This is a genomic window from Desulforhopalus sp., from assembly GCA_030247675.1.
Lineage (GTDB): Bacteria > Desulfobacterota > Desulfobulbia > Desulfobulbales > Desulfocapsaceae > Desulforhopalus_A.
In genome coordinates this window covers 375,933-396,203 of sequence record JAOTRX010000002.1, presented here as the reverse complement: position 1 = coordinate 396,203, position 20,271 = coordinate 375,933, and the positions used below count along the sequence as shown (strand labels likewise).

Here is a 20,271-nt window from a genome sequence, read left to right as displayed (position 1 = left end):
AGATCTTCCTCCACAAAGACATTTTGTGGAACGATGAAGGATCAACAACCGCTACGAATTTGCGCATCGCCGCAGTTACTGTCTCTTCGAACCTGTCAATGCCATTGACAGACGCACATTACTCTCCACCCCAGCGGTTTAAGCTTGAATTAGAGAGCCTTCCCTCGACAATATAACTTTTACGTTCAGGTTAAACGGTACCACAAAGCACCGCCAATCCTCCTCGTTGTTGTTGATTAATATATAACCACGATGAATGTCAACTATAAATCCTGTTTGGTGTCCACGAATAGCAAGCCTCATTATGCAGACCAGAACCAGCGGTTAGGGCCACCTCTACGCACAAAGCAGGATGTGAACAATTAGGCCAATTTTTCGATTTCCGTACGAACCTCGCCGTCCATGGTAACCGCGCGACCAGTCCGGTCGGAAATAACAAAGGTGATCAATGCATCAGCTGCAACTTCGCGGCTTTTTTTCAGGAGAATCTCCTGCTTGAGGACAACACTTCTATTGCCGATCTTTTCCAGCTTGGTAGTAACGATTAAGGTCTCGCCAACCGGAACGGCCTTACGATAATTGACGTTGATATTGACCACAAGGAAAATAAGGCCCTTCTCCGCCCATTTCCGCAGATCGATTTTCGACTCCAGGTGCGCCCAGCGATCTTCTTCAAAAAACTCCAGGTATCTGGCATTATTCACGTGACCATAAAAATCGGCATGATAGCCTCGAACCTTTATTTCTGTCAGGTGTTCCATTCGTTGCATCCCTTGTTAAAGAATTGAGGAGTTAAAAAACACGTTGGCCATGCTATCGACCAAGAAGTCCTGCTCTTGGCCGCTACTTGCCAAAACAGCGCAAAAAGTCGAGAAGCGCCGAAGGATTATTGGATTTAATCGTGCCGATCATGAAATCCTTCATCCCCGGCCGATAGTTGTCTTGCCAAATCTTTAAGAAAAATTCCGGGCTGGTTTTACAAACGCAATCGGCATTCTCCAAGGCCTTACCATCAGTAACCCGGCAGCTGTCACTATTCAACTCAACGGTTTTCTTGATTTCGCCCAAAGAAAAGTAAAAGCTTTTCGGTTGGGAAATGGTTTCCGGAACAAAAGACTCTGGCAGGGTGGAAAATATTTCTTCTATCATAGCGCAACCTTGAAATATGTAATTGAAGTTTGAATCATACGTTGACTATCACGAGGGCAAACGCTAAGGACGCAGCGATTGAGAGCACCGCGCCGACGTTAGAGTACTGCTTCGATTTATACCTGCAATGATCAGCGCACCATCCGCACGAACATCGCGAATGATGCGCCAAGACTTGCATAAAAAGGGAGGGGATCTACAGGGCCTGGATTTTTTCGGTAAGCATGGGCACGAACTGCTTCAGATCGGCGACGACCAAGACATCGGCTACATCACCGATGGGCGCGTCCTTATCGGTGTTGATTGCCACAATGAATTCCGACTTCTTCATACCGGCGAGATGCTGGATTGCCCCGGAAATCCCGCAGGCAATGTAGAGTTTCGGGGCAACTGTCTGCCCCGTAGTGCCAACCTGACGATTATGCTCAACCCACTCGGAATCGACAACCGGCCGGCTGGCGCCATATTCGCCGCCTAGGGCCTTGGCGAGACCGGCAATCATCGCCACGTTCTCCGGCTTGCCGATGCCACGTCCGGCTGAAACAATTACCTGGGCCTTGCCAAGATCGACGCCACCGGTTGCCGCTTGCTCGTAGCCGGTGAACTGCACTCTTGCCGCGCCTGCACCGGCAATCTTCTCAACAGCCGGAGTACCGCTCGGCTCATCGGCCAGGCCAAAGGCGCCGGCCTGCAGGGTTACTACCGTCTTGGCGGTTTTGGCCTTTACATCACGACGCAGCTTGGCGTTACAAACGGGAACCACCGGCACACCGCCTTCAACGCCGACAACCTCGGAGATCTGTGCAGCCTTTAAAGCATAGGCAAGGCGTGGTGCCAGATCCCAGCCATAGGACGAATGACAAAGCGCCACCATATCCGGGTTTTCCTTGGCGATTACATCTAAAACCAGCTGTTTATGAACATCTGGATTGTATTCTCCAAAAGTCTTGCTGTCGGCCAGATAGACCTTGCCATTGTATTTCGGCAGAGCAACCTCATCACCGACCAAAAACATAACGCTCTCTGCATTCATCTTGGCGGCAAAGGCCGCGAGCTCATAGGTCCCACCGAGAAGCTTACCTTCCCGACTTTCTGCAATCAGCAATATCTTCATTATCGTCTCCTCCTATGCCAAGACAGCGGTTTTCTCTTTCAAGATCTTGATCAGTTTATCGGCCATTTCGGCTAGATCGCCTTCGAGGACGAGACCTCCACCTTTCTTCTCGGGGAAATACATTTTGGCCGTTTCCTGGCGGGCGTCGACTTTCAGGAGGCCCGCCACCGGAATGGAGAGCAGCTCTTTCTTCTTGGCCTTCATGATATTCGGCAGGGTAGGATAGCGCGGCGTATTCATACCAAGCTGACAGGTAATAACCACCGGGGCCTGCACCTTGACACAGGCCTTGACCCCGCCCTCAAGCTCTCGCTTTGCCGTGACCTCGCCACCAGCGTAAGCAAAATGGACAACGGTTGAAACGCTCGGCAGCCCGAGCATCTCGGCCACCAGAACACCAACCTGGGCGCTGCCCCGATCCTGGGACTGCATGCCGGTAAAGATCAGATCAAAACTTTTATCTTGAGCATATTCAGCGATGATTCCGGCGATCTCGAAGGGCTCTTTGGCCGCGGCATTGTCATCGGCAATATGGGCACCGCGGTCGCAGCCCATGGCCAGGGCCTTTTTCATGGTCTCTTTAACCTGGTCGGAACCTATACAAAGGACGGTGAGATCGGCGTCTTTCACCTGCTCTTTCAGCTGTACCGCCTGCTCGACGGCATACTCATCGTACTCATTCATCCGCCAGGCGAGATCGGTCTTCGCGTACCAGGTGCCACCAGCGTCTACCATGAATTTTGATTCCATGTCCGGAACCTGTTTTATACAAACCAGAATTTTCATACTCTCCCTCCAGTTGCTCTCGTTTACTTTAACTACTAGAATTTCTAACCCTTAATGGATACGTTCCGCCAGTATCTCGGCGATGTCCTTTGGCCTCAGACTTTCCTCAACGCCCGCCCCCTTGACGCCATCCTCAAACATAGTCAAGCAGAACGGACAGTTGGAGACCAAAGTCGATGCTCCGGTCTCGACAGCCATTTTCACCCGTACGATATTGATCCGCTCGCCGATCTTTTCCTCGGCAAGGATTCTGCCGCCGCCGGCACTGCAACAAAAGGCCTCGGCTCGATTTCTGTCCATCTCCACCAGCTTGCCTCCTGCTGCGGCGATGAGTTTCCGCGGCGCCTCGTAGATGTCGTTGTGGCGGCCAAGGTAGCAGGAATCGTGGTAGGTACAGGACAAATCAGCGGCATCGATTTTCAACCTGCCGGTTTCGATCAACCCCTCCAGAAAGACGGTGTAGATCTCAACCGGCACCTCAAGACCAAGGTCACGATAATCCTTGGTCAGGGTATTGTAGCAATGCGGGCAGGTGGTGACGATTTTCTTCACCCCGTAAGCCTTGATGAGTTCAATATTTTCGACAGCCAGACTTTGATACAGGTATTCGTTGCCCATCTTGCGCATCGGCTCGCCGCAGCATTTCTCTTCCTTGCCAAGAATGCCGACCTTGAGGCCCGCTGCCTGGCACAGCTTCAAAAAGCTCTTAGCAACGGCGATATTACGCTTGTCAAAGGAGCCGTAACAGCCGACGAAAAACAGCACATCGACCTCGCCATCCTCGGCCAGTGGTTTAATCCCTAGCCCTTCCGCCCAATCGCCTCTCTCTGCATAACCAATGCCCAGCGGATTGCCGTTGACCTCGGTCGCCTCCATGGCGGTCATGACTTCTTCGCCGGGGAACTCACCTTCCATCAGAACCATGGAGCGGCGCAACTCAACGATCTTGCTAACATGTTCGATTGCCGCCGGACAAATCTCCTGACAGGCGCGGCAGGTGGTGCATGACCATAAAACATCCTTGCCGATGACCTCAATGAGATTGGCCTCTGGATTGGTAAAGGCAGCTTCGCCAATTTGACCTACCACCTTCATCGGCGACAACGGCTTGCCGGTGGCATAGGCCGGGCAACGATCCTGGCAACGCTTGCAGAGGGTGCAGGCGTCGGCATCGAAAATATCCTTCCAGGTCATCTCCTTGATGCTTGTTGCGCCAAAGGTCTCGGATTCCTCGTTTTCCAGATCGAGATTGACCAGTTTGCCCTTCGGCCCAAGATCGGAAAACAGGTAGTTGCTACTGGTGGTGAGAATATGCCGAAATTTAGTCAGCGGGATGATAATGAAAAAACCCATGACCAGAAGGAGGTGAAACCACCAGGTGAACTTATGGAGCAGCAGCAAGCCATCCTTGCCAATACCGCCAAGAATCTTGGCGATTACCAGTCCGACCGGCGACCACATCGCCAGAGGTGTGCCCATCTCGGTGACCGCCATCCGCGAACCTTCAATAATAAAACCGGTAATGAGGATGGTGAACATCAGGCCGTGCATGATTGCATCGTCTTTCTTTGTCTCAAGCCCTTCCGGAGTAAAGACATAGCGGCGGAGCAGAAGACCGCCGAGCATAACGATACAGACGAGACCGGCCAGGTCAAGGACGATGGAAAAAAGCTTATAAAATGTGCCCTTCAAAAATTTCACATTAAAGAACAGATCGGTGAAATCCGCCTGGATGACGATAAGCGTCGTGCCAATAACGAGGAGTCCGAAGCCCCAGAAAAACAGGCCGTGCAACAAGCCGGGCCAGGGTACCCTGGCTACCTTTTTTTGCAGCAGGACATTTTCAAGCATGAGGCTTATGCGCCTGCCCAGCTGGTCCGTCCTGGTGAGCGGCAAGCCCTGTTTATAAAAAGGGATTCGCTGTAGTGCCCCTTTGACCAGCAGTCCGATTGCCACCGCCGCCAGCAGATACATGGGCACCAAGGTCCATGCGCTATGACCGACATTCCAGTAAATTTCTCGGGTAAATTCCATAGCCTTCTCTAGTGTTTGTGAATCATCCCTGGTTGTTCTTTATCCCGATTAACGGGACGTTCCTTGATACCCTTTTCACGGGGTTTCTAATCCTTTTTTTTTCGAATGGTTCTTCAGCGAAACTAGCGGGTCAATGCACTGCCGATGACCATCCGTTGCACCTCGCTGGTGCCTTCGTATATCTCGGTGATTTTCGCATCGCGCATCATCCGTTCAACGGGAAACTCCCGGGTATAGCCGTAACCACCGAGCACCTGCACCGCCTGGGTGGTGACCCGCATTGCGGTTTCGCTTGCCATGAGCTTGGCCATCGCCGATTCCTGTGAGTAGGGGAGGCCTTTGCTGGCCCTGTAGGCGGCCTTATACACGAGCAACCTTGCCGCCTCGACCTGCGTTGCCATATCGGCGAGCTGAAACTGTATCCCCTGGAAGCGGCTGATTGGGCTGTCAAACTGCTTTCGTTCTTTCGCGTAGCCCACGGCAAAGTCAAGCGCCCCCTGGGCTATGCCCAGCGCCTGAGAAGCGATACCGATACGTCCGCCGTCGAGGGTCTTCATGGCTACCTTGAAACCCGCACCCTCCGCGCCAAGGAGATTTCCTGCCGGGATGCGGCAATCCTGAAAAACCAGCTCCATCGTCGGTGACGAGCGAATACCCATCTTCTGTTCCTTCTTGCCGAAAGAGAAACCCGGTGTCCCTTTTTCGACGATAAAGGCGCTGATGCCGTGATGTTTCTCGGCGGTTTTGTCGGTTCTGGCAAAAACCACGTAGGTTTCCGCCTCACCGGCATTGGTTATGAAGATCTTGGTGCCGTTCAGCAGCCAATCTCCGCCGTCCTTTACCGCGGTGGTTTTGGTACCTCCGGCATCCGTCCCGGCCGATGGTTCGGTGAGACCGAAGGCCCCCATTTTCTGGCCCTCGGCCAGTGGCGTGAGAAAGGTTTGCTTCTGAGCCTCACTGCCGAAGAGATAGATGGGGTTGGCGCCAAGCGACAGATGCGCCGACAAGGTCACCCCTGTTGAGGCACAGACCCGTGACAATTCCTCCACGGCGATGGCATAGCTGATATAATCGGCACCTGCCCCGCCATATTCCTCCGGGAAGACAATGCCGGTCAGGCCCAACTCCGCCAATCGACCAAACATCAGCGGCCGGTCAAACCGCTCTTCTTCGTCGCGGGCTCTGGCCGATGGACCTACTTCTTTTTCTGCAAACTCGCGAACCATGTCGCGAAGCAGATTCTGTTCTTCGGTATGTTCAAATTGCATAGCTGGTTCTCCTCAATACGCCGCAGCCCACCTAAGATGGCCCCTAGAATTTTCATTACCCTCTTTTATAAAATGTGTTTACGTAAAGGTCAAGAATTTTTCTGTCGCTATTAGCAACCCCGGCTAAATGCTAACAACACCAGCCGAAACCATATTTTTTTATTTGACAGGGCAATAATCAGCGTGCTACCTTAGCACTCAAACATTACGTAAAGGTAAATAAACACTGCTAACCAACGTACTATACCATTTATCTACCGAACGCTCAATCGCCATGGGCAAGAAGTACCCGATCGCCTCACCGGGACATCATTGACCTTTGAGGTTATTGCGGTAAAGGAAAACCAGTATGAACAATCCAGAAATGAAATCAGTCCAAATCGGTGAGCTTGCCAAGACACTCAATATAACTACCCGGACAATTCGATATTATGAAGAAATTGGTTTGATGGGCAAGACCGAGCGACTGGGGGGAGGCACCAGAACCTATGGCAAAGACGAGGTTCTCCGCCTAAAGTTTATCCTCAAGCTGAAGACCATGGGTATTTCACTCAAAGAGATGAAAGACCTTTCCGATATTTTCGACATCCACGAAAACGACTTCGCCAAAATAACCCCAAAACTTATTGAAATACTCGATAATCACATTGCCAAAGTCGATGAGAAGATGGCCAGCCTGTCATCACTGAGAAAGGATATTGTCGATTATCGCATCCGCATGACCGACTTCCTCACCCATTTTGACCGAGAGTAATCTGCAGCTCAGCCCTTTCTCCCCTCATACTTCACCAACAGCCGCCCCAGCAGGGAGGCTCCCAAGATTACCGCCATGCCAAGCAGCACCGTCCCGGACACCTCCTGGTGGTGAATCACTGCCACCAGGAAAACTGCTAATGGTGGGGTCAGATAACTGAGAAAACCGATGATCACGACGTTTCCGCCGGTCATCGCCCGGTTCCACAGGAAAAATGACAGGCCAAGCGGAATGCAGCCGAGATACACCGCCGCGCCAAGGGCGGCGGGTGCAGGCAACGCATGGGGCATCGACCACAGGAAAAGTACCGTCGACAGCACTGCCGCATATATTGTAAAGGCGGTCATCGGTTCTCTTTTAACTTTTATATGGGCAAGGCCAACGGAAAAACTCGACCAGATCACCCCGCAGAGCAGTGCGAGGAGATAGCCCTTCAAGTGGCTGGTGTCAAAGGACAGCTCCTTGCCGGCACTGATCACCAGTCCCGCCCCGAACAGGCCGACCAATGCGGTAACAACAATCGAGAGCTTGAATTTCTTAAAGAGTAGCAGCGAGGAAAACACCACAATCCAGAAGGACCAGGTGGTGGCAAGGATCGCCCCTTCGGCAAGGGGAGCATTGTCGAGAGCCAGATAGTAGATGTAGTGGTAAAGGAAAATCCCCCATACGCCCATCAGGGACACCTTCACACCTGGAAAGTACACCTTGGCCGTGCGTTGAATAATAAAATCCTGGGTGTAGAGAAACACTGCAGCGCTGGCGAAGCTGTAGAACATCAGCTCCTCAGTGGAGAGCCCCTTGAGCCCGGAACCGGTCGCCGCCGGCAGACTCGCCCAGCACAAAATCGCCCCGAGGGCGTACAGATAGTGTTTCATATTTGCTAGTTTTCCAGTTGGAGCTTGATCAGGCTAGTTCCTGATTAAACCTTACCCACCGCCACTTTCACCACAACCTTATGAATTACCTCGGACGAAATTAACGGCAGATGGGCATCCTCTGGGTAGAAGATGGCAAACATTCCCGGCAGAACAAACAGCAAAGAGGTCGGCGGATCGACAAAAAAGCGGATATCTCCGTCAGGATCATACGGCCCTGATGGCTGTTGACAGAAGGCTCTTGGCCGCCATCCCATCTCGTCGGTCCCGGCCAATACCAGCTGAATATCGATATATTTATCATGTATCTCCAACTGTGCTTCATCCTTGCCGCGCCCTTGGTCTTTTGCCACCATCGCAAAAACCCGCTCACCGTCAATCTCATATCTGCCAACAGCCAGTTGCCGCAGATCTGTTCGTTGCAAAAAGGCAAAGGCCTCGGCAAATCCCACATGCAGACCTTCATAACGGCCGGAGTTTTCCAATATATCGCAAATCATGAATATTCCTCTATCTTTAATCTGAACGGGCAAATATCACAAAAAAGTCTCGCCATCAAGGGCTGAAACCAGGCAACCTAAGGAACAGTAGCCAATTCCATTAGCCGACGCAACCATGCCGTACAGCCAATCAATGCTGAAATGCACCGCAACCTGGGAGAAGACTGAAAAACAAGAAATGACAAAGGAGAAAATTACTGCGGCGGTAGAACTGATTTACGTCGAAAGTCTACTTATACCACAAGGGCATAAGTTTCGTTTGAGCAGACAAGCTGCTCAACTCAGCTTTATCCCATCTTCAAGGTGCGGCGAAGGGCCTTCTTGATACCGCTTACGATATATGGAGCTAATCTCTTCTTTTCTTTAAGTATTTGCTTAAAGAGATCCTTCTTTTTCTCCGGCGGCAGTGGCCGTCCGGCAGCGTATACAAGAGACAGTGATTTGTTTGGGCAGGCACTGATGCAAGCCCCGCACCCCAGGCAGTTGTCGCCAATCACTTGGGCGAGCTTTTTCTTTTTGCCGTTCTCACCATCAATAATTTCCAGCGCCTTGACATTACACGCTTTTTGGCAGAGTCCACAGCCAAGACAGGTCTGGACATCGACCTGAAGGGTGTAATTGGTTTTGGCTACCCCCATGGGATAACCCATCTGCACACCACCCAGCAACTCACAGCAGCAGGAACAGCAATTACAGATAAAAGAGGGTTTGTGGCGAATATTGTCGGTTATGTGGGTCAATTGCAAGTCACGAGCCCGGTCCAGGATTGCCAGAAGCTGCTCGGTGCTGCGCTGTTCGGCAAAACCCCGCCGTACCATAAACTTTGCCGCAGTCCCCAGAGAGATGCAGATTTCCCTGGTCGGTGCCTTTTTTTTGCAGCTCTCGCCCAGATGATCTTTCTTGTGCCGGCAATAGCACATGCCGATGGCACCATACCCGGTCTTCTTGATGATTTCCCTGGCACTTTCGTATGTCGCCACCTGGGAACTTACCGGGATATGTTCCTCATAGGGCAGCGAGCGGGTTAAAGGCGTTTTACTGGTAAAGAATTCCCGGCCCATCTTCTGCTCGGGATCGCCATACAGATATTCAGTCATCAACTGGGCAAGTTCGACCACCGGCAGATCGTTGCGCTGTTTCATGAAGGTGAGTTCGAAAAAACCGATCAATCCCGGCATGAGCAGATAGAAGGTCTTGCCGCTATAAACCGTATCCATGACCAGACCTTTGTCGGCCATTTCCTCAAGTTTGACCTTCAGTTTCGAACTATCCCAACCGGTTGCCCGGACAAGCTCAGCCAGCGTCGCCTCAGTCAGGGGAAACCGTGAGGCGATAAAGGCCTCATCCTCAGAAAACAGGAGGGCAAGTATCCGCCGCAGCGTATCGCTATCGGGCAGACCGATGGGATATTTGTTTAACCGGTCGATGAGAGGTACGATGCTGCTTTTGCCGTCAAGATGATGCCCCATTTTTGCTCCCTGTATTCCCTTTTCATCACCCGAAGTATACGTTGGTGGCCAGCCTATTCGTTCATGATGTACGTGCCCTTAAGACCGTAGACCATTTGCCAGACCCGCTTAAATCCATCGGCATCTTTTACCGGTTTTTTGATCATCTTGGTAAAGATTTCCTCTTGAGCCGTAGAATTTTCCTGGCCAAGGATCATTTGTAGGGCCTGGGTGGAAAAATCTTGCACCATAAAGGTGAAAATCTGCTCCAGCACATCGGCGTTGGTGCTGTAGAGTTTGGCATTTTCGAGGATCAGCTGCCCATAAACAATGAGGGTAAAGAGCTCACCGGCAGCGAGCATATAGTCGATGTTTTTGGCCTGCTCCTTACTCGGCGGGGCGGTGATCAGCAGGGTTCGAAACAGCTCGACCTGCTCGCGGAACACCAGGATATTGGGGGAATCCATTCCCTGGTAGGCCAACCGGTAATCGGGGAAACGGACGGTGGCCAGCCCGCCGGTCTTCTGATTGAAGAGATAGCTGTCATCGCCTGCCTCGCGCTTTTGCCCAACCGCTGGATAGTCAAGAGGTTCAAAAAAGTAGTTGCGGACAAACTTGATAATGAGGGCCATATTGACATGTTCTGTGCCTTCAAGTTTTGGCAGCATGCCGATATCGCGAATGGCCATCTCAAAATAAGTGTCCTGCTCAAAACCTTTAGCGGCAATGATCTCATGGAGGCATTTTACTACCTTCTCGCCCTGGCCGGTCACCTTCATCTTGACGATGGGGTTAAAAAGCAGATAACGGCGATCGTCATCAGAGGCGACCCGCAGGTAATCCGCCGACCGGAAAGCCACCAGTTTCATGGCAATGAGACGGGCATAGCTCTCGGTGAAGAGCTTTTGCACATGGGGGAAATCGGTGACGTAGCGGCCGTAAAGACTGCGATCTGCCGCGTGGTTCAGCGCCTCGTAAAAGCAGTGGGTAGCGATACCGATGGAGGCGCATCCCAGTTCAAACTTGCCGACATTAATGGTGTTCAGGGAGGAATTCCAGGCGTGCTCGCCGCGCGACAAGATATCCGCCTCGGTGATCGGATAGTCATGCAATGCATATTCGGCGACATAGGCCTGGCGAACTCCCGAGGTATCGATTTTCTTGACGCATTCATATTTTTCGTGCTTGGGATCAACCACGAAAAAGACGTACTCGCCTGTGCCCTCAATTTTGGCAAAAGTCGACACTAAAGCAGCGCAGTTGCCGTTACCGATGTAGTATTTCGACCCCCTGGCCAGATAACTGCCATCGCCTTGCGGGACCAGCACCATCTCGCTGGAATAGAGATCGGCGCCGTGCGTTCTCTCCGAAAGGCCAAAGGCAAAGACTCCTCCGTTTGCGAGCAACTCGGCGGTTTTCTTCTTCACCGCCTCATTTTTGCCCATCCAGATCGGCCCAAGGCCAAGGATGGTCACCTGCCAGGCGTACCAGTAGCACAGACCGTAGAAGCCAAGCACCTCATTGAACTCACTGATCCGCCACATATCCCAACGGCCGCCATCTAGGCTGTAATCCTTAGGGGTGAGAAAATCGGCGAAGATCTTTTCTTCCTTGATGAACTGCAGGAAATCCTCATACCAGACCATTGACTGGTCGTCGATCTTAATCTTCTTCAGGCCCTTTTTTTCAAAAAAATCAATGGTCTTTATAACCATCTCCCACGACCTGATATCGGCATGAAAACGTTGATAGTTGCTAGGATTAAACAGTTGCACTGGGTATCCTCCCTAGGAGTATTTTCGGTATTCTCAATCAAATTAATTGTAATTCAAACGATGCTTCTGCCGGCCTTATAGCCCTGATGATTGGCCTCGAATACCGTGGCCGGGGCCAGGGCATCACCGACCACCAGGCAGTCTATCCCTAATTCTTCGGCAACCGGCTGGAGAGGATTGGCCGAGCGAGTTCCAACGGCCAGCACGACGGTATCAGCCGCCAATTCGGCAATCTCACCGCCATGTTCCAGAATTATGCCCTTTTCTGTAACCTCAAGAACCTTGGCCTGCAAAAGGGTTTTTATAGCATAGCGGCCGACATCCTGAAGCATACCCCAACGGGTCGATTTGCCAAAATTGCTGCCGAGGGTGTCGGCCATCTCGACTACCGTTATCATTTTACTGCCCTCGGTTGCGAGTCTGTAGAGTTTATCCGGTGTCACCGCCCCATTGACCAGCAGGAATTTAATTTCATCACCTGACAAGGTTCCCTTTTCGGCGAGAAAAAGTGCTGTCTCGATCCCAACCGCCCCGCCGCCAACTACCACCACCCGGTGACCAGTTGCAACATTACCGGCAAGGACATCCCAGGCCTGTACCACATGTTCTTTGGCAACACCTGGGATCCGTGGAGTGATGGGCTCGCCACCGGTTGCCAGGATGAGGAAGTCGGGTCTTTCAGCCTCAAGCAGAGCACGGTCCACCTGGCAATTCAGCATTACCTTGACCCCGTGCACAGCAACCTGACTCGCCAGGTCACCTGCAAAGATCAAAAACTCGCCACGACCCGGAGGGGCGCCCGCCAGATGCAACTGTCCACCAAGACGCATGCCCTTTTCGCAAAGACTTACCTGGTGGCCGAGTTCCGCCGCGGCAATTGCCGCCGACATCCCGGCGACACCACCGCCAACCACCAACACCTTTTTCGGCTGCGCGCTCCTTGCCGGTTGCACCTCGTATTCATGGCCGGCGCGAGGGTTGCAGAGGCACTCCACCGGCTTCATCTTGAAGATATGGTCAAAACAGCCCTGGCCACAAGCAACACAGTGGACGATTTCCTTCTCCCGCCCGGTCTGGGCTTTTTCCGGGAACAAAGGATCGGCGATGAGCGCCCGGCCCAGGGCCACCATATCGCAAAACCCTTCCTCGACCAGCATCCGGGCGATGGCCGGATCGTTAATGCGATGGCTGGCAATGACCGGCACCGCCACTCGCCGCTTGATGTCACGGGCCAGGTAGGAGAATGCCCCCCGCGGCACCTTGGTGACGATCTGCGGCACCTGCGCCTCGTGCCAACCAACATTGACGCAGAGGGCATTAACACCGGTCGCCTCAAGGGCCACGGCAAATTCCAACAAATCATCCGGGCCAATGCCACCTTCCATAAAATCGTTGCCGTTCAGCCGTACCAGCACAGGGAAATCCTCACCCGCCTTTCTCTTGATTGCCCGGATAACTTCCAGACCAAAGCGCATCCTGTTTTCCAGGCTGCCGCCATACTCGTCCATGCGTTTATTGGTGAGAGGTGACAGAAATTCACTGATCAGATAGCCGGTACCAGCGAGGACCTCGACAAGGTCAAAACCGGCGGTGCGCACCCGGCCGGCGGCATCGGCAAACCGTTCGATGGTGGCCTTGATCCCCTCAAGGCTGAGCTCCTCCGGGGTCTCGCGAGTTAGCCGGGAAGGCACAGGAGACGGGGCTACCGGTTTTTTGCCGCCAAGAAAAAACGAGGCATTATAGCGCCCGGCATGATTGAGCTGGACAGTCGCTTTCGCCCCCCCGTCATGGATCGCCTTGGCTAGAGAGGTAAGGCCGGGCAGATGCTCATCGCGATGGGCACCAATATTGGTCGGGGTGCCGGAAAATTCATCGATTGTGGCATAGCCGACGCTGATCAAGCCGACTCCGCCCTTTGCCCGTTCCCGGTAGAATTCGCATAATTGCTCAGTGACCAGGAAGTTTTTGCACATATTAAGGTGCATGGCCGGCATGTACAGGCGATTCTTCACATTAACCGCGCCGATAAACATTGCCGTAAAGAGTGGATCAGACATGGGTTCTCCTTAGGGAGCCGTTACCGGCCTTGAAAATGACCAAGTTATTCATGAATGCCCGCTTAATGCCCCGTAGCGGCCTGATACTGTTCCCGAACCTGCTCGAAAAGGCCGATCTCCTCCAAGGCCTGTCGAAGTATCTCCGGTTGCTGCAAAAGGTCTTTCATAAAGACCACTTCTGAGGCTTTCAGGTAGAGATGAAAGACATCTTGAATTCCGCCGCCAAGCAGTTTTTCTATCATAACCATCAGGTTCTTTTCATCTTTATGGGGGCGAAGCTGTTCGACTCTGACAAGCAGCTTTGAGATATAGAACAACAGGGTGGTATCAATGCCAGCGATAGTTTGGCGATGACCGGGCAGGATCGTATGGTTTCGCAGGCCGGCCAGTTTCACCAAGGAGCTGCAATAGACCTCATAATTATTAAAACGCTCCCCACTTTCAAGGTCGACATCAAGAAGCGGCGATTGAAAAATGCCGCGCAGCAGAGTGTCGCCGGTGACCGCCCAATCGTCCCCCACATATACCACATCACTTTGCGAGTGACCGGGGCAGTTGAGTATCGTGATTTCTAGATGCTCAGGGAGCTCCTTCTCGGCGACTTTGTACTTCTTGGGAAATGGCGGAAAGAGCAGGCCGCTGTTGAAGATCCGCCGCAACTCGCCAAGGGATGGTTTATCAAAATCAAGGGAAGCAAGTAGTTCAGCCATCCCATCGATCCGCTTATGGTGATGAGCGACCTTCAGACAATCCCGATAGGGCAGATAAATCGTGGCATCGCTGTTTTTTTCAAACCACCTTGCCTGACCGTAGTGATCGATGTGGCCATGGGTGATGATGACATGACGGAGATTGGCCAGATCGATATGCTCCCGCATATAACGCTCTGCTTCAGGGGTTGGTGGGCCGGTATCAAAGAGAACGAGTTCACCCGCCAGCGTCCCGGAATAACAGTGAACCGGGCCGACCATATACGGAGTGTTGATGGTGTGCTGCGTTAATCCGGCCATACGATCAGAGGGAGTTCGCTATAAGGCAGGAAGCCGGCGCCCGCAGGGGGATGCGGACACCGGCCGGGAGGTACTACTGGCTAAAATACGTATTTTTCCGCCTCACATGCAGCCTTGGCAAGGCTCCGCTTGGCGGCGAGAAGGCCGGTGGCGTCGTATTTGCCAAAACGCCTGATACCGGAGAGGATCATATTCAAGGTATCCCCTTCCTCGATAAAGAAGGCACCCTTACGCGCGGAGCTGGCAGCGGTCTCGGAGGCCTCGAAGGCAAAGATCTTCACTGCGGCAAGCAGCTGCTCACGTTTGCTGTCACTGGCCTTGTCAAGGTTCTTCTCAGCGCGCAACACGGTGCTCTCCAGGGCAAAGATCTGGATAGCGATGTCGGCTGCAGCAAGGAGGATCTCCTGCTCGTTGGCCAACTTGTCCATAAATTTCTGGACACCGACGCCGGAGAGGATGAGGAACAGGGTCTTGAGGTTTTTGATCAGGGCCTTCTCCTTGACAAAGGGGATGGTCTCGTCGAGTTCCTCGAAACTCGGGGTCATCAGCGATTCAAAGGCCTTCATCGCCTCAGACTGGAGGGGCAACTCGCCCTTCATTGCCTTGCGAAGAATCATGCCGGGGATGAGCAGGCGGTTGATCTCGTTGGTGCCCTCGAAGATGCGGTTGATCCGCTCGTCGCGGTAATAACGCTCGGCCGGATATTCGGCACAAAAACCGTAGCCGCCATGAATCTGCAGAACCTCATCGACGGTTCTGGCGAGGACCTCACTGCAGAAAACCTTGGCGATGCCGCACTCGGAGGCGTATTCCTCGATGCCCTTCAGGTATTCTTCATAGTAGTTATCAATACCTTTGGTGATGGTCGCAAGCTTGGTGTCAAGAAGACCGGCAAGGCGGTAAACCAGGGACTCAGAGGCGTAGATGTTGGCGGTCAGATCGGCGATCTTCTCGCCGATGGCCCCAAATTTGGCGATTGGAGTATTGAACTGTTTGCGCTCGTTGGCGTATTTAATGCCCGCAACCAGGGCCATTTTCGAGGCGCCGCAGACACCGGCACCGAGTTTGAACCTGCCGACGTTCAGGACATTGAAGGCAATCTTATGGCCCTTGCCCTTCTCGCCGAGGAGGTTTTCAACAGGTACCTTGCAATTATCGAGGATGATCTGGGTGGTGGAGGAACCTTTAATGCCGAGTTTCTTTTCCTCAGGCCCAACAATCAAACCGGGAAAGCTTTTCTCCACGAGGAAGGCGGTGAAATGCTCCTTGTCGATTTTGGCGAAGATGGTGAACAGTTCGGCAAAGCCGCCGTTGGTGATAAACTGTTTGGTGCCGTTCAAGATATAATGTTTGCCGTCCTCAGACAGAACCGCGGTCGCCTGGGCGCCAAGGGCATCGCTACCGGAGCCCGGCTCGGTTAAACAGTAGGCGGCACACCACTCGCCGGAGGTGATTTTTTCAAGATACTTTTCTTTCTGCGCCTTGGTACCATAGTAAACGAGAGGAAGGGTACCGATACCGGTATGGGCCGAAAAGGCCACGGAAAACGAGCCACCTTGGGACATCTTCTCGCTGACCAGCATGGTTGAGGCCTTATCGAGTTCCAGCCCGCCGAACTCTTCCGGGGCGTCCATCATCAACAGCCCGAGTTCCCCGCATTTTGCCATCCCGCCAACAACGATGTCGAAGTTCTGCTTATCGATCTCCTCGACCTTCGGATAGATCTCGGCGGCAAGAAATTGCTCGACGGTCTCACCCATCTGCCGTTGCTCATCGGTGAAATCCTCCGGTGTAAAAACATCGGCACAAGGAGTTTCCGCAATCAGATATTCGCCACCTTTCAATATTTTTTCAGCCATTATCGTTACCTCGTAGGTTGAGAGTCTTTATTATAATCTTTCAAAAATTCCGGCAGCACCCATACCGCCGCCGATACACATGGAGACCATGCCATACCGCAGTTTTCTTCGACCCATTTCATGGAGAAGGCTCGTGGTCAGCTTGGCACCGGTGCAACCGAGCGGATGACCGAGGGCGATGGCGCCACCATTGACGTTGATGATGTCAGGGTTGAGCCCGAGGGTCTTGATGACCGCCAGGGCCTGGGCGGCGAAGGCCTCGTTCAGCTCGATGAGCTGGATATCTTCCTGTTTGAGACCGGCGAGTTTCAGGGCGGCCGGGATGGCGACAATCGGGCCAATCCCCATGACCTCTGGCGCACAACCGTTGGCGGAGAAGGCGAGGAAGCGGGCTATCGGGCTCTTGTGGATCTTTTCAAGGTATTCTTCCGAAACGACCAGGGCAACCGCCGCGCCATCGGTCATCTGCGAAGAGTTGCCGGCAGTAACCGGCCCACCGATCTTAAAGGCCGGGCGAACTTTGGCAAGTGACTCAAGGGTCGTCCCCTCGCGCACGCCGTCGTCGACAGTCACCATTTCTTTGGTGCGCTTGATTTTGCCGCCGACGATGGTGTTTTTCTCAATCTCCACCGGGATGATCTCATCGGCAAATCTGCCGGCGGCGATTGCCGCTGCCGCCTTGGCGTTACTGGCTACGGCAAAGGTGTCCATGGCCAGGCGATCAATACCATAGCGCTCGGCGACCAGTTCGGCGGTGACGCCCATGGAGGCGAAGGCCTCCGGCCAGTCGACCATCATGCCCGGGTTGGCGCTGTATTTCAGTCCACCCAGCGGGACGCAGGACATCGACTCGACCCCACCGGCGACAATACAGTCGGCAAAGCCGCACATGACCCGCTCAGCGGCCATGGCGATGGTCTGCAACCCCGAGGAGCAGAAACGGTTGATGGTCTGGCCCGGCACCTCAATGGGCAGGCCGGCCTTCATCGCCGCCACCCTGCCAACATTCATGCCCTGCTCGGCCTCGGGAAAGGCGCAGCCGAGATAGACATCATTGATAGTCATTGGGTCGATGCCGGTACGCTCGACGAGACCCTTGATGGCCAGTGCCGCCAGATCATCCGGCCGCACATCTTTAAATTTTCCCTTATTTGCCCGGCAGCCAGGAGTTCTGTAACTTGCCAGTATATATGCTTTTTTCATATTGATTCTCCCTCTATGGGTAATTTTCTTGGCAGCAGTCTTAGTTCCGCAATGGTTTACCGGTCTTCAGCATATGTTGGATACGCTCGGCGGTCTTCTTATTACTGCAGAGTTTCAGGAAGCCTTCCCGTTCGAGTTGAAGGAGATACTCTTCACTGATCGGGGTACCGGCGTTGATGTCGCCACCGCACATGATCTGGGCGATAAGCGCTCCCATTTCCATTTCATATTCGGTAATGAAATTACCCATCTTCATATTCCACAGCTGGCTCTTGATGGCCGCGGCAATGCCCCGACCCGGTGCCGGGATATTCTCCACCGGCCGCTTCGGCCGGTAGTTGACCGCAAGCGCCAGCACCTTCTGTTTGGCATCGCCGATCAATCGGTCGATATCCATGCTGATGCTGTCACCGTTGCGCATATAGTCCATGCCGTACAATTCCGCCGCGCCCATGGATACCTTGGCCATGGCAATCTGCTGGAAGTTTTTGATAATGAAGGGCTGGACGTCGGTATTGAACTGCTGGGCCAATTGGATGGCCCGCATGCTCATTTCCTTGGTGCCGCCGCCGGCGGGAAGAAGGCCTACGCCGATCTCCACCAGGCCCATATAAGTTTCCGAATAGGCGTTGATCGCATCGGCATGCAGACAGAACTCCGCACCGCCACCAAGGGTCATGGCAAAGGGTGCGGCAACCACCGGCACCTTGGCGTATTTCACCGCCATGGTCGCCTTCTGGAAGGCCCGCAGGACCATATTGATATCGTCATAGGCGCCTTCGGCAAGCGCCACCGCCATCATCATCAGGTTGGCGCCGACCGAGAAATTCACACCCTGGTTAGCGATAACCAGACCGACACCTTCATCCTCGGCCCGTTTGATGGCCTTGTGGGTCATCGCCAGGATGTCGCCGCTGATGGCGTTCATCTTCGAATGGAACTGGAAGCCGAAGACGCCATCGCCGAGATCAAGCACCGAGCAGTTGGCGTTTTTCTCGACCACCTTGCCGGCTTTTTTGAGAATCTCCAGACGAATCTCGCCATCTTTTACCGGTACCGGCACATAGCTGCCCTTCAGCAGATCGTAATACTGCTTGCCGCCTTTCTCGTCATAACGATAAAAGGATTTGATTCCCTTCAGACACTCCGGCACCTTAACGCCGTCTTTTTCCGCTCGTTTGACGAAGTCGGCAACGCCGATGGCGTCGAACATCTCAAAGGGGCCGATCTCCCAGTTGAAACCCCAGCGCATGGCGTTATCGACATTGACCACATCGTCGGCAATCTCCGGGATACGGTTGACGGCGTAGATAAGGGTGTCGCGGATACTCTTCCAGGCAAATTCGGCGCCTTTATCGCTCCCGCCGACCACCATCTTCACTTTCTGGCCGGGGCTGTCGACCTGCTTAACCGCCATGACCGAGGCAAATTTCGGCTTAGCAAGGGGCTTATACTCACCGGTGGTGTAGTCGTAGTAGAAGAGGGCCTTCTTGCCGCCAACCATCTCTTTCTTGTAAAAGCCGCCACCACTTTTATTGCCGAGCAGGCCACCGTCGATCATCTTCTTCATGAAGTCCGGCATCTTGAACACCCCACGCTCCTCATCGTTTGGCAGGAGGTCGTGGGAGTTGGTGCCAACATGACCAAGGGTATCAAGACCAACCAGGTCGGCGGTACGGAAGGCGGCGCTCTTTGGCCGGGCGGTTGCCGGACCGGCAATGGCATCGACCTCTTCGACCGTCATGCCCATCGCCACCATGTGCTCGATACCTTTATAGATTGCATAGGTACCGATGCGGTTGGCGATAAAATTGGTGGTATCCTTGGCGTAGACGATACCCTTGCCCAGACGCTTGCTCATAAAGTCGGCCATGGCCTTGATGGCTGCCGGATCGGTGTCCTTGCAGGGCACGATCTCCATCAGGCGCATATAGCGGGGTGGGTTGAAGAAATGGGTGGCAAAGAAATTTTTACGAACCTCCTCCGGCAATACCGCCGCCATCTCATTCACCGACAGGCCACTGGTGTTGGTGGTCAGGATCGCACCGGGTGCAAGATTCGGAACGAGTTTCTGCAGGAGATCGAGTTTTATCGGCATGTATTCGACGACTACCTCTATAACCCAGTCACACTCTTTGAGTTTTCCAAGGTCATCGACCAGGTTGCCGACCTGAATCTGCCCCGCATAATCGTTCAGGTAAAACGGAGCCGGTTTCATTTTCAGCAGGCCTTGCAGACCGTTTCTTGCAATCCGGTTACGTACCGCCGGGCTGTCGAGGGTCAAACCCTGCGCTTCCTCTTGCTTGTCCAATGCCTTGGGAACGATATCAAGCAAAAGAATTTCCAATCCCGCGTTGGCGAGATGAGCGGCAATGGTGGCCCCCATTACTCCGGCGCCAAGTACGGCTACTCGATTAATTTGCCTCATGTTTTTTCTCC

At 53.3% G+C, this 20,271-nt stretch carries 16 protein-coding genes; 1 reads left to right on the top strand and 15 read right to left on the bottom strand.

Annotated elements, in window-relative coordinates; translation table 11 throughout:
• Positions 1 to 362 precede the first annotated feature (362 nt).
• The 6 genes from OEL83_01785 to OEL83_01760 form a co-directional block, all read right to left on the bottom strand.
• The gene (locus OEL83_01785) at positions 363 to 761 is read right to left on the bottom strand and encodes an acyl-CoA thioesterase (GenBank protein ID MDK9705755.1); all 399 of its coding nucleotides are present in this window, start codon (positions 759 to 761) and stop codon (positions 363 to 365) included.
• A gap of 82 nt (positions 762 to 843) precedes the next feature.
• The gene (locus tag OEL83_01780) at positions 844 to 1,149 is read right to left on the bottom strand and encodes a hypothetical protein (GenBank protein ID MDK9705754.1); all 306 of its coding nucleotides are present in this window, start codon (positions 1,147 to 1,149) and stop codon (positions 844 to 846) included.
• Positions 1,150 to 1,345: 196 nt separating this feature from the next.
• Entirely contained in the window at positions 1,346 to 2,263 is a 918-nt protein-coding gene (locus OEL83_01775; GenBank protein ID MDK9705753.1) for an electron transfer flavoprotein subunit alpha/FixB family protein, read from the bottom strand.
• A 12-nt stretch (positions 2,264 to 2,275) separates the two neighbouring features.
• On the bottom strand, positions 2,276 to 3,049 hold the full coding sequence (locus tag OEL83_01770) for an electron transfer flavoprotein subunit beta/FixA family protein (protein ID MDK9705752.1): 774 nt from the start codon (positions 3,047 to 3,049) through the stop codon (positions 2,276 to 2,278).
• Positions 3,050 to 3,100: 51 nt separating this feature from the next.
• Positions 3,101 to 5,083 carry a (Fe-S)-binding protein gene (locus OEL83_01765; GenBank protein MDK9705751.1) on the bottom strand — a complete coding sequence of 661 codons (1,983 nt, stop codon included), beginning with the start codon at positions 5,081 to 5,083 and terminating at the stop codon, positions 3,101 to 3,103.
• A gap of 122 nt (positions 5,084 to 5,205) precedes the next feature.
• Complete coding sequence (locus OEL83_01760; protein MDK9705750.1) at positions 5,206 to 6,351, bottom strand: acyl-CoA dehydrogenase; 1,146 nt, start codon at positions 6,349 to 6,351, stop codon at positions 5,206 to 5,208.
• 349 nt (positions 6,352 to 6,700) lie between these two features.
• On the opposite strand from OEL83_01760, the gene OEL83_01755 reads away from it, so the two are divergent.
• Complete coding sequence (locus OEL83_01755) at positions 6,701 to 7,105, top strand: MerR family transcriptional regulator (GenBank protein MDK9705749.1); 405 nt, start codon at positions 6,701 to 6,703, stop codon at positions 7,103 to 7,105.
• Positions 7,106 to 7,113: 8 nt separating this feature from the next.
• On the opposite strand, the gene OEL83_01750 is transcribed toward OEL83_01755, so the two are convergent.
• From OEL83_01750 to OEL83_01710, 9 genes are all read right to left on the bottom strand, one after another.
• Positions 7,114 to 7,980, bottom strand: coding sequence for an EamA family transporter (locus OEL83_01750; protein ID MDK9705748.1), 867 nt, complete (start codon positions 7,978 to 7,980; stop codon positions 7,114 to 7,116).
• A 44-nt stretch (positions 7,981 to 8,024) separates the two neighbouring features.
• Positions 8,025 to 8,480 (bottom strand): YhcH/YjgK/YiaL family protein, encoded by a 456-nt coding sequence (locus OEL83_01745; GenBank protein ID MDK9705747.1) that lies wholly within the window; start codon positions 8,478 to 8,480, stop codon positions 8,025 to 8,027.
• Between the two features lie 287 nt (positions 8,481 to 8,767).
• On the bottom strand, positions 8,768 to 9,949 hold the full coding sequence (locus OEL83_01740; GenBank protein MDK9705746.1) for a 4Fe-4S dicluster domain-containing protein: 1,182 nt from the start codon (positions 9,947 to 9,949) through the stop codon (positions 8,768 to 8,770).
• 53 nt (positions 9,950 to 10,002) lie between these two features.
• Positions 10,003 to 11,703 (bottom strand): acyl-CoA dehydrogenase, encoded by a 1,701-nt coding sequence (locus tag OEL83_01735; protein ID MDK9705745.1) that lies wholly within the window; start codon positions 11,701 to 11,703, stop codon positions 10,003 to 10,005.
• A gap of 53 nt (positions 11,704 to 11,756) precedes the next feature.
• Positions 11,757 to 13,760 carry an FAD-dependent oxidoreductase gene (locus tag OEL83_01730; protein ID MDK9705744.1) on the bottom strand — a complete coding sequence of 668 codons (2,004 nt, stop codon included), beginning with the start codon at positions 13,758 to 13,760 and terminating at the stop codon, positions 11,757 to 11,759.
• Positions 13,761 to 13,822: 62 nt separating this feature from the next.
• The gene (locus OEL83_01725; GenBank protein ID MDK9705743.1) at positions 13,823 to 14,770 is read right to left on the bottom strand and encodes an MBL fold metallo-hydrolase; all 948 of its coding nucleotides are present in this window, start codon (positions 14,768 to 14,770) and stop codon (positions 13,823 to 13,825) included.
• 80 nt (positions 14,771 to 14,850) lie between these two features.
• A complete protein-coding gene (locus OEL83_01720; protein ID MDK9705742.1) occupies positions 14,851 to 16,629 on the bottom strand; it encodes an acyl-CoA dehydrogenase family protein in 1,779 nt (592 codons plus the stop codon).
• A 30-nt stretch (positions 16,630 to 16,659) separates the two neighbouring features.
• Complete coding sequence (locus OEL83_01715) at positions 16,660 to 17,832, bottom strand: acetyl-CoA C-acyltransferase (protein ID MDK9705741.1); 1,173 nt, start codon at positions 17,830 to 17,832, stop codon at positions 16,660 to 16,662.
• A 40-nt stretch (positions 17,833 to 17,872) separates the two neighbouring features.
• Positions 17,873 to 20,260 (bottom strand): 3-hydroxyacyl-CoA dehydrogenase/enoyl-CoA hydratase family protein, encoded by a 2,388-nt coding sequence (locus OEL83_01710; protein MDK9705740.1) that lies wholly within the window; start codon positions 20,258 to 20,260, stop codon positions 17,873 to 17,875.
• Positions 20,261 to 20,271: the final 11 nt, after the last annotated feature.

Coding starts and splice junctions, on each gene's coding strand:
- OEL83_01745 (MDK9705747.1), bottom strand. CDS start 8,480: ATGATTTGCGATATATTGGAAAACTCCGGCCGTTATGAAGGTCTGCAT.
- OEL83_01785 (MDK9705755.1), bottom strand. CDS start 761: ATGGAACACCTGACAGAAATAAAGGTTCGAGGCTATCATGCCGATTTT.
- OEL83_01730 (MDK9705744.1), bottom strand. CDS start 13,760: ATGTCTGATCCACTCTTTACGGCAATGTTTATCGGCGCGGTTAATGTG.
- OEL83_01770 (MDK9705752.1), bottom strand. CDS start 3,049: ATGAAAATTCTGGTTTGTATAAAACAGGTTCCGGACATGGAATCAAAA.
- OEL83_01740 (MDK9705746.1), bottom strand. CDS start 9,949: ATGGGGCATCATCTTGACGGCAAAAGCAGCATCGTACCTCTCATCGAC.
- OEL83_01760 (MDK9705750.1), bottom strand. CDS start 6,351: ATGCAATTTGAACATACCGAAGAACAGAATCTGCTTCGCGACATGGTT.
- OEL83_01775 (MDK9705753.1), bottom strand. CDS start 2,263: ATGAAGATATTGCTGATTGCAGAAAGTCGGGAAGGTAAGCTTCTCGGT.
- OEL83_01755 (MDK9705749.1), top strand. CDS start 6,701: ATGAACAATCCAGAAATGAAATCAGTCCAAATCGGTGAGCTTGCCAAG.
- OEL83_01780 (MDK9705754.1), bottom strand. CDS start 1,149: ATGATAGAAGAAATATTTTCCACCCTGCCAGAGTCTTTTGTTCCGGAA.
- OEL83_01710 (MDK9705740.1), bottom strand. CDS start 20,260: ATGAGGCAAATTAATCGAGTAGCCGTACTTGGCGCCGGAGTAATGGGG.
- OEL83_01765 (MDK9705751.1), bottom strand. CDS start 5,083: ATGGAATTTACCCGAGAAATTTACTGGAATGTCGGTCATAGCGCATGG.
- OEL83_01720 (MDK9705742.1), bottom strand. CDS start 16,629: ATGGCTGAAAAAATATTGAAAGGTGGCGAATATCTGATTGCGGAAACT.
- OEL83_01725 (MDK9705743.1), bottom strand. CDS start 14,770: ATGGCCGGATTAACGCAGCACACCATCAACACTCCGTATATGGTCGGC.
- OEL83_01715 (MDK9705741.1), bottom strand. CDS start 17,832: ATGAAAAAAGCATATATACTGGCAAGTTACAGAACTCCTGGCTGCCGG.
- OEL83_01750 (MDK9705748.1), bottom strand. CDS start 7,980: ATGAAACACTATCTGTACGCCCTCGGGGCGATTTTGTGCTGGGCGAGT.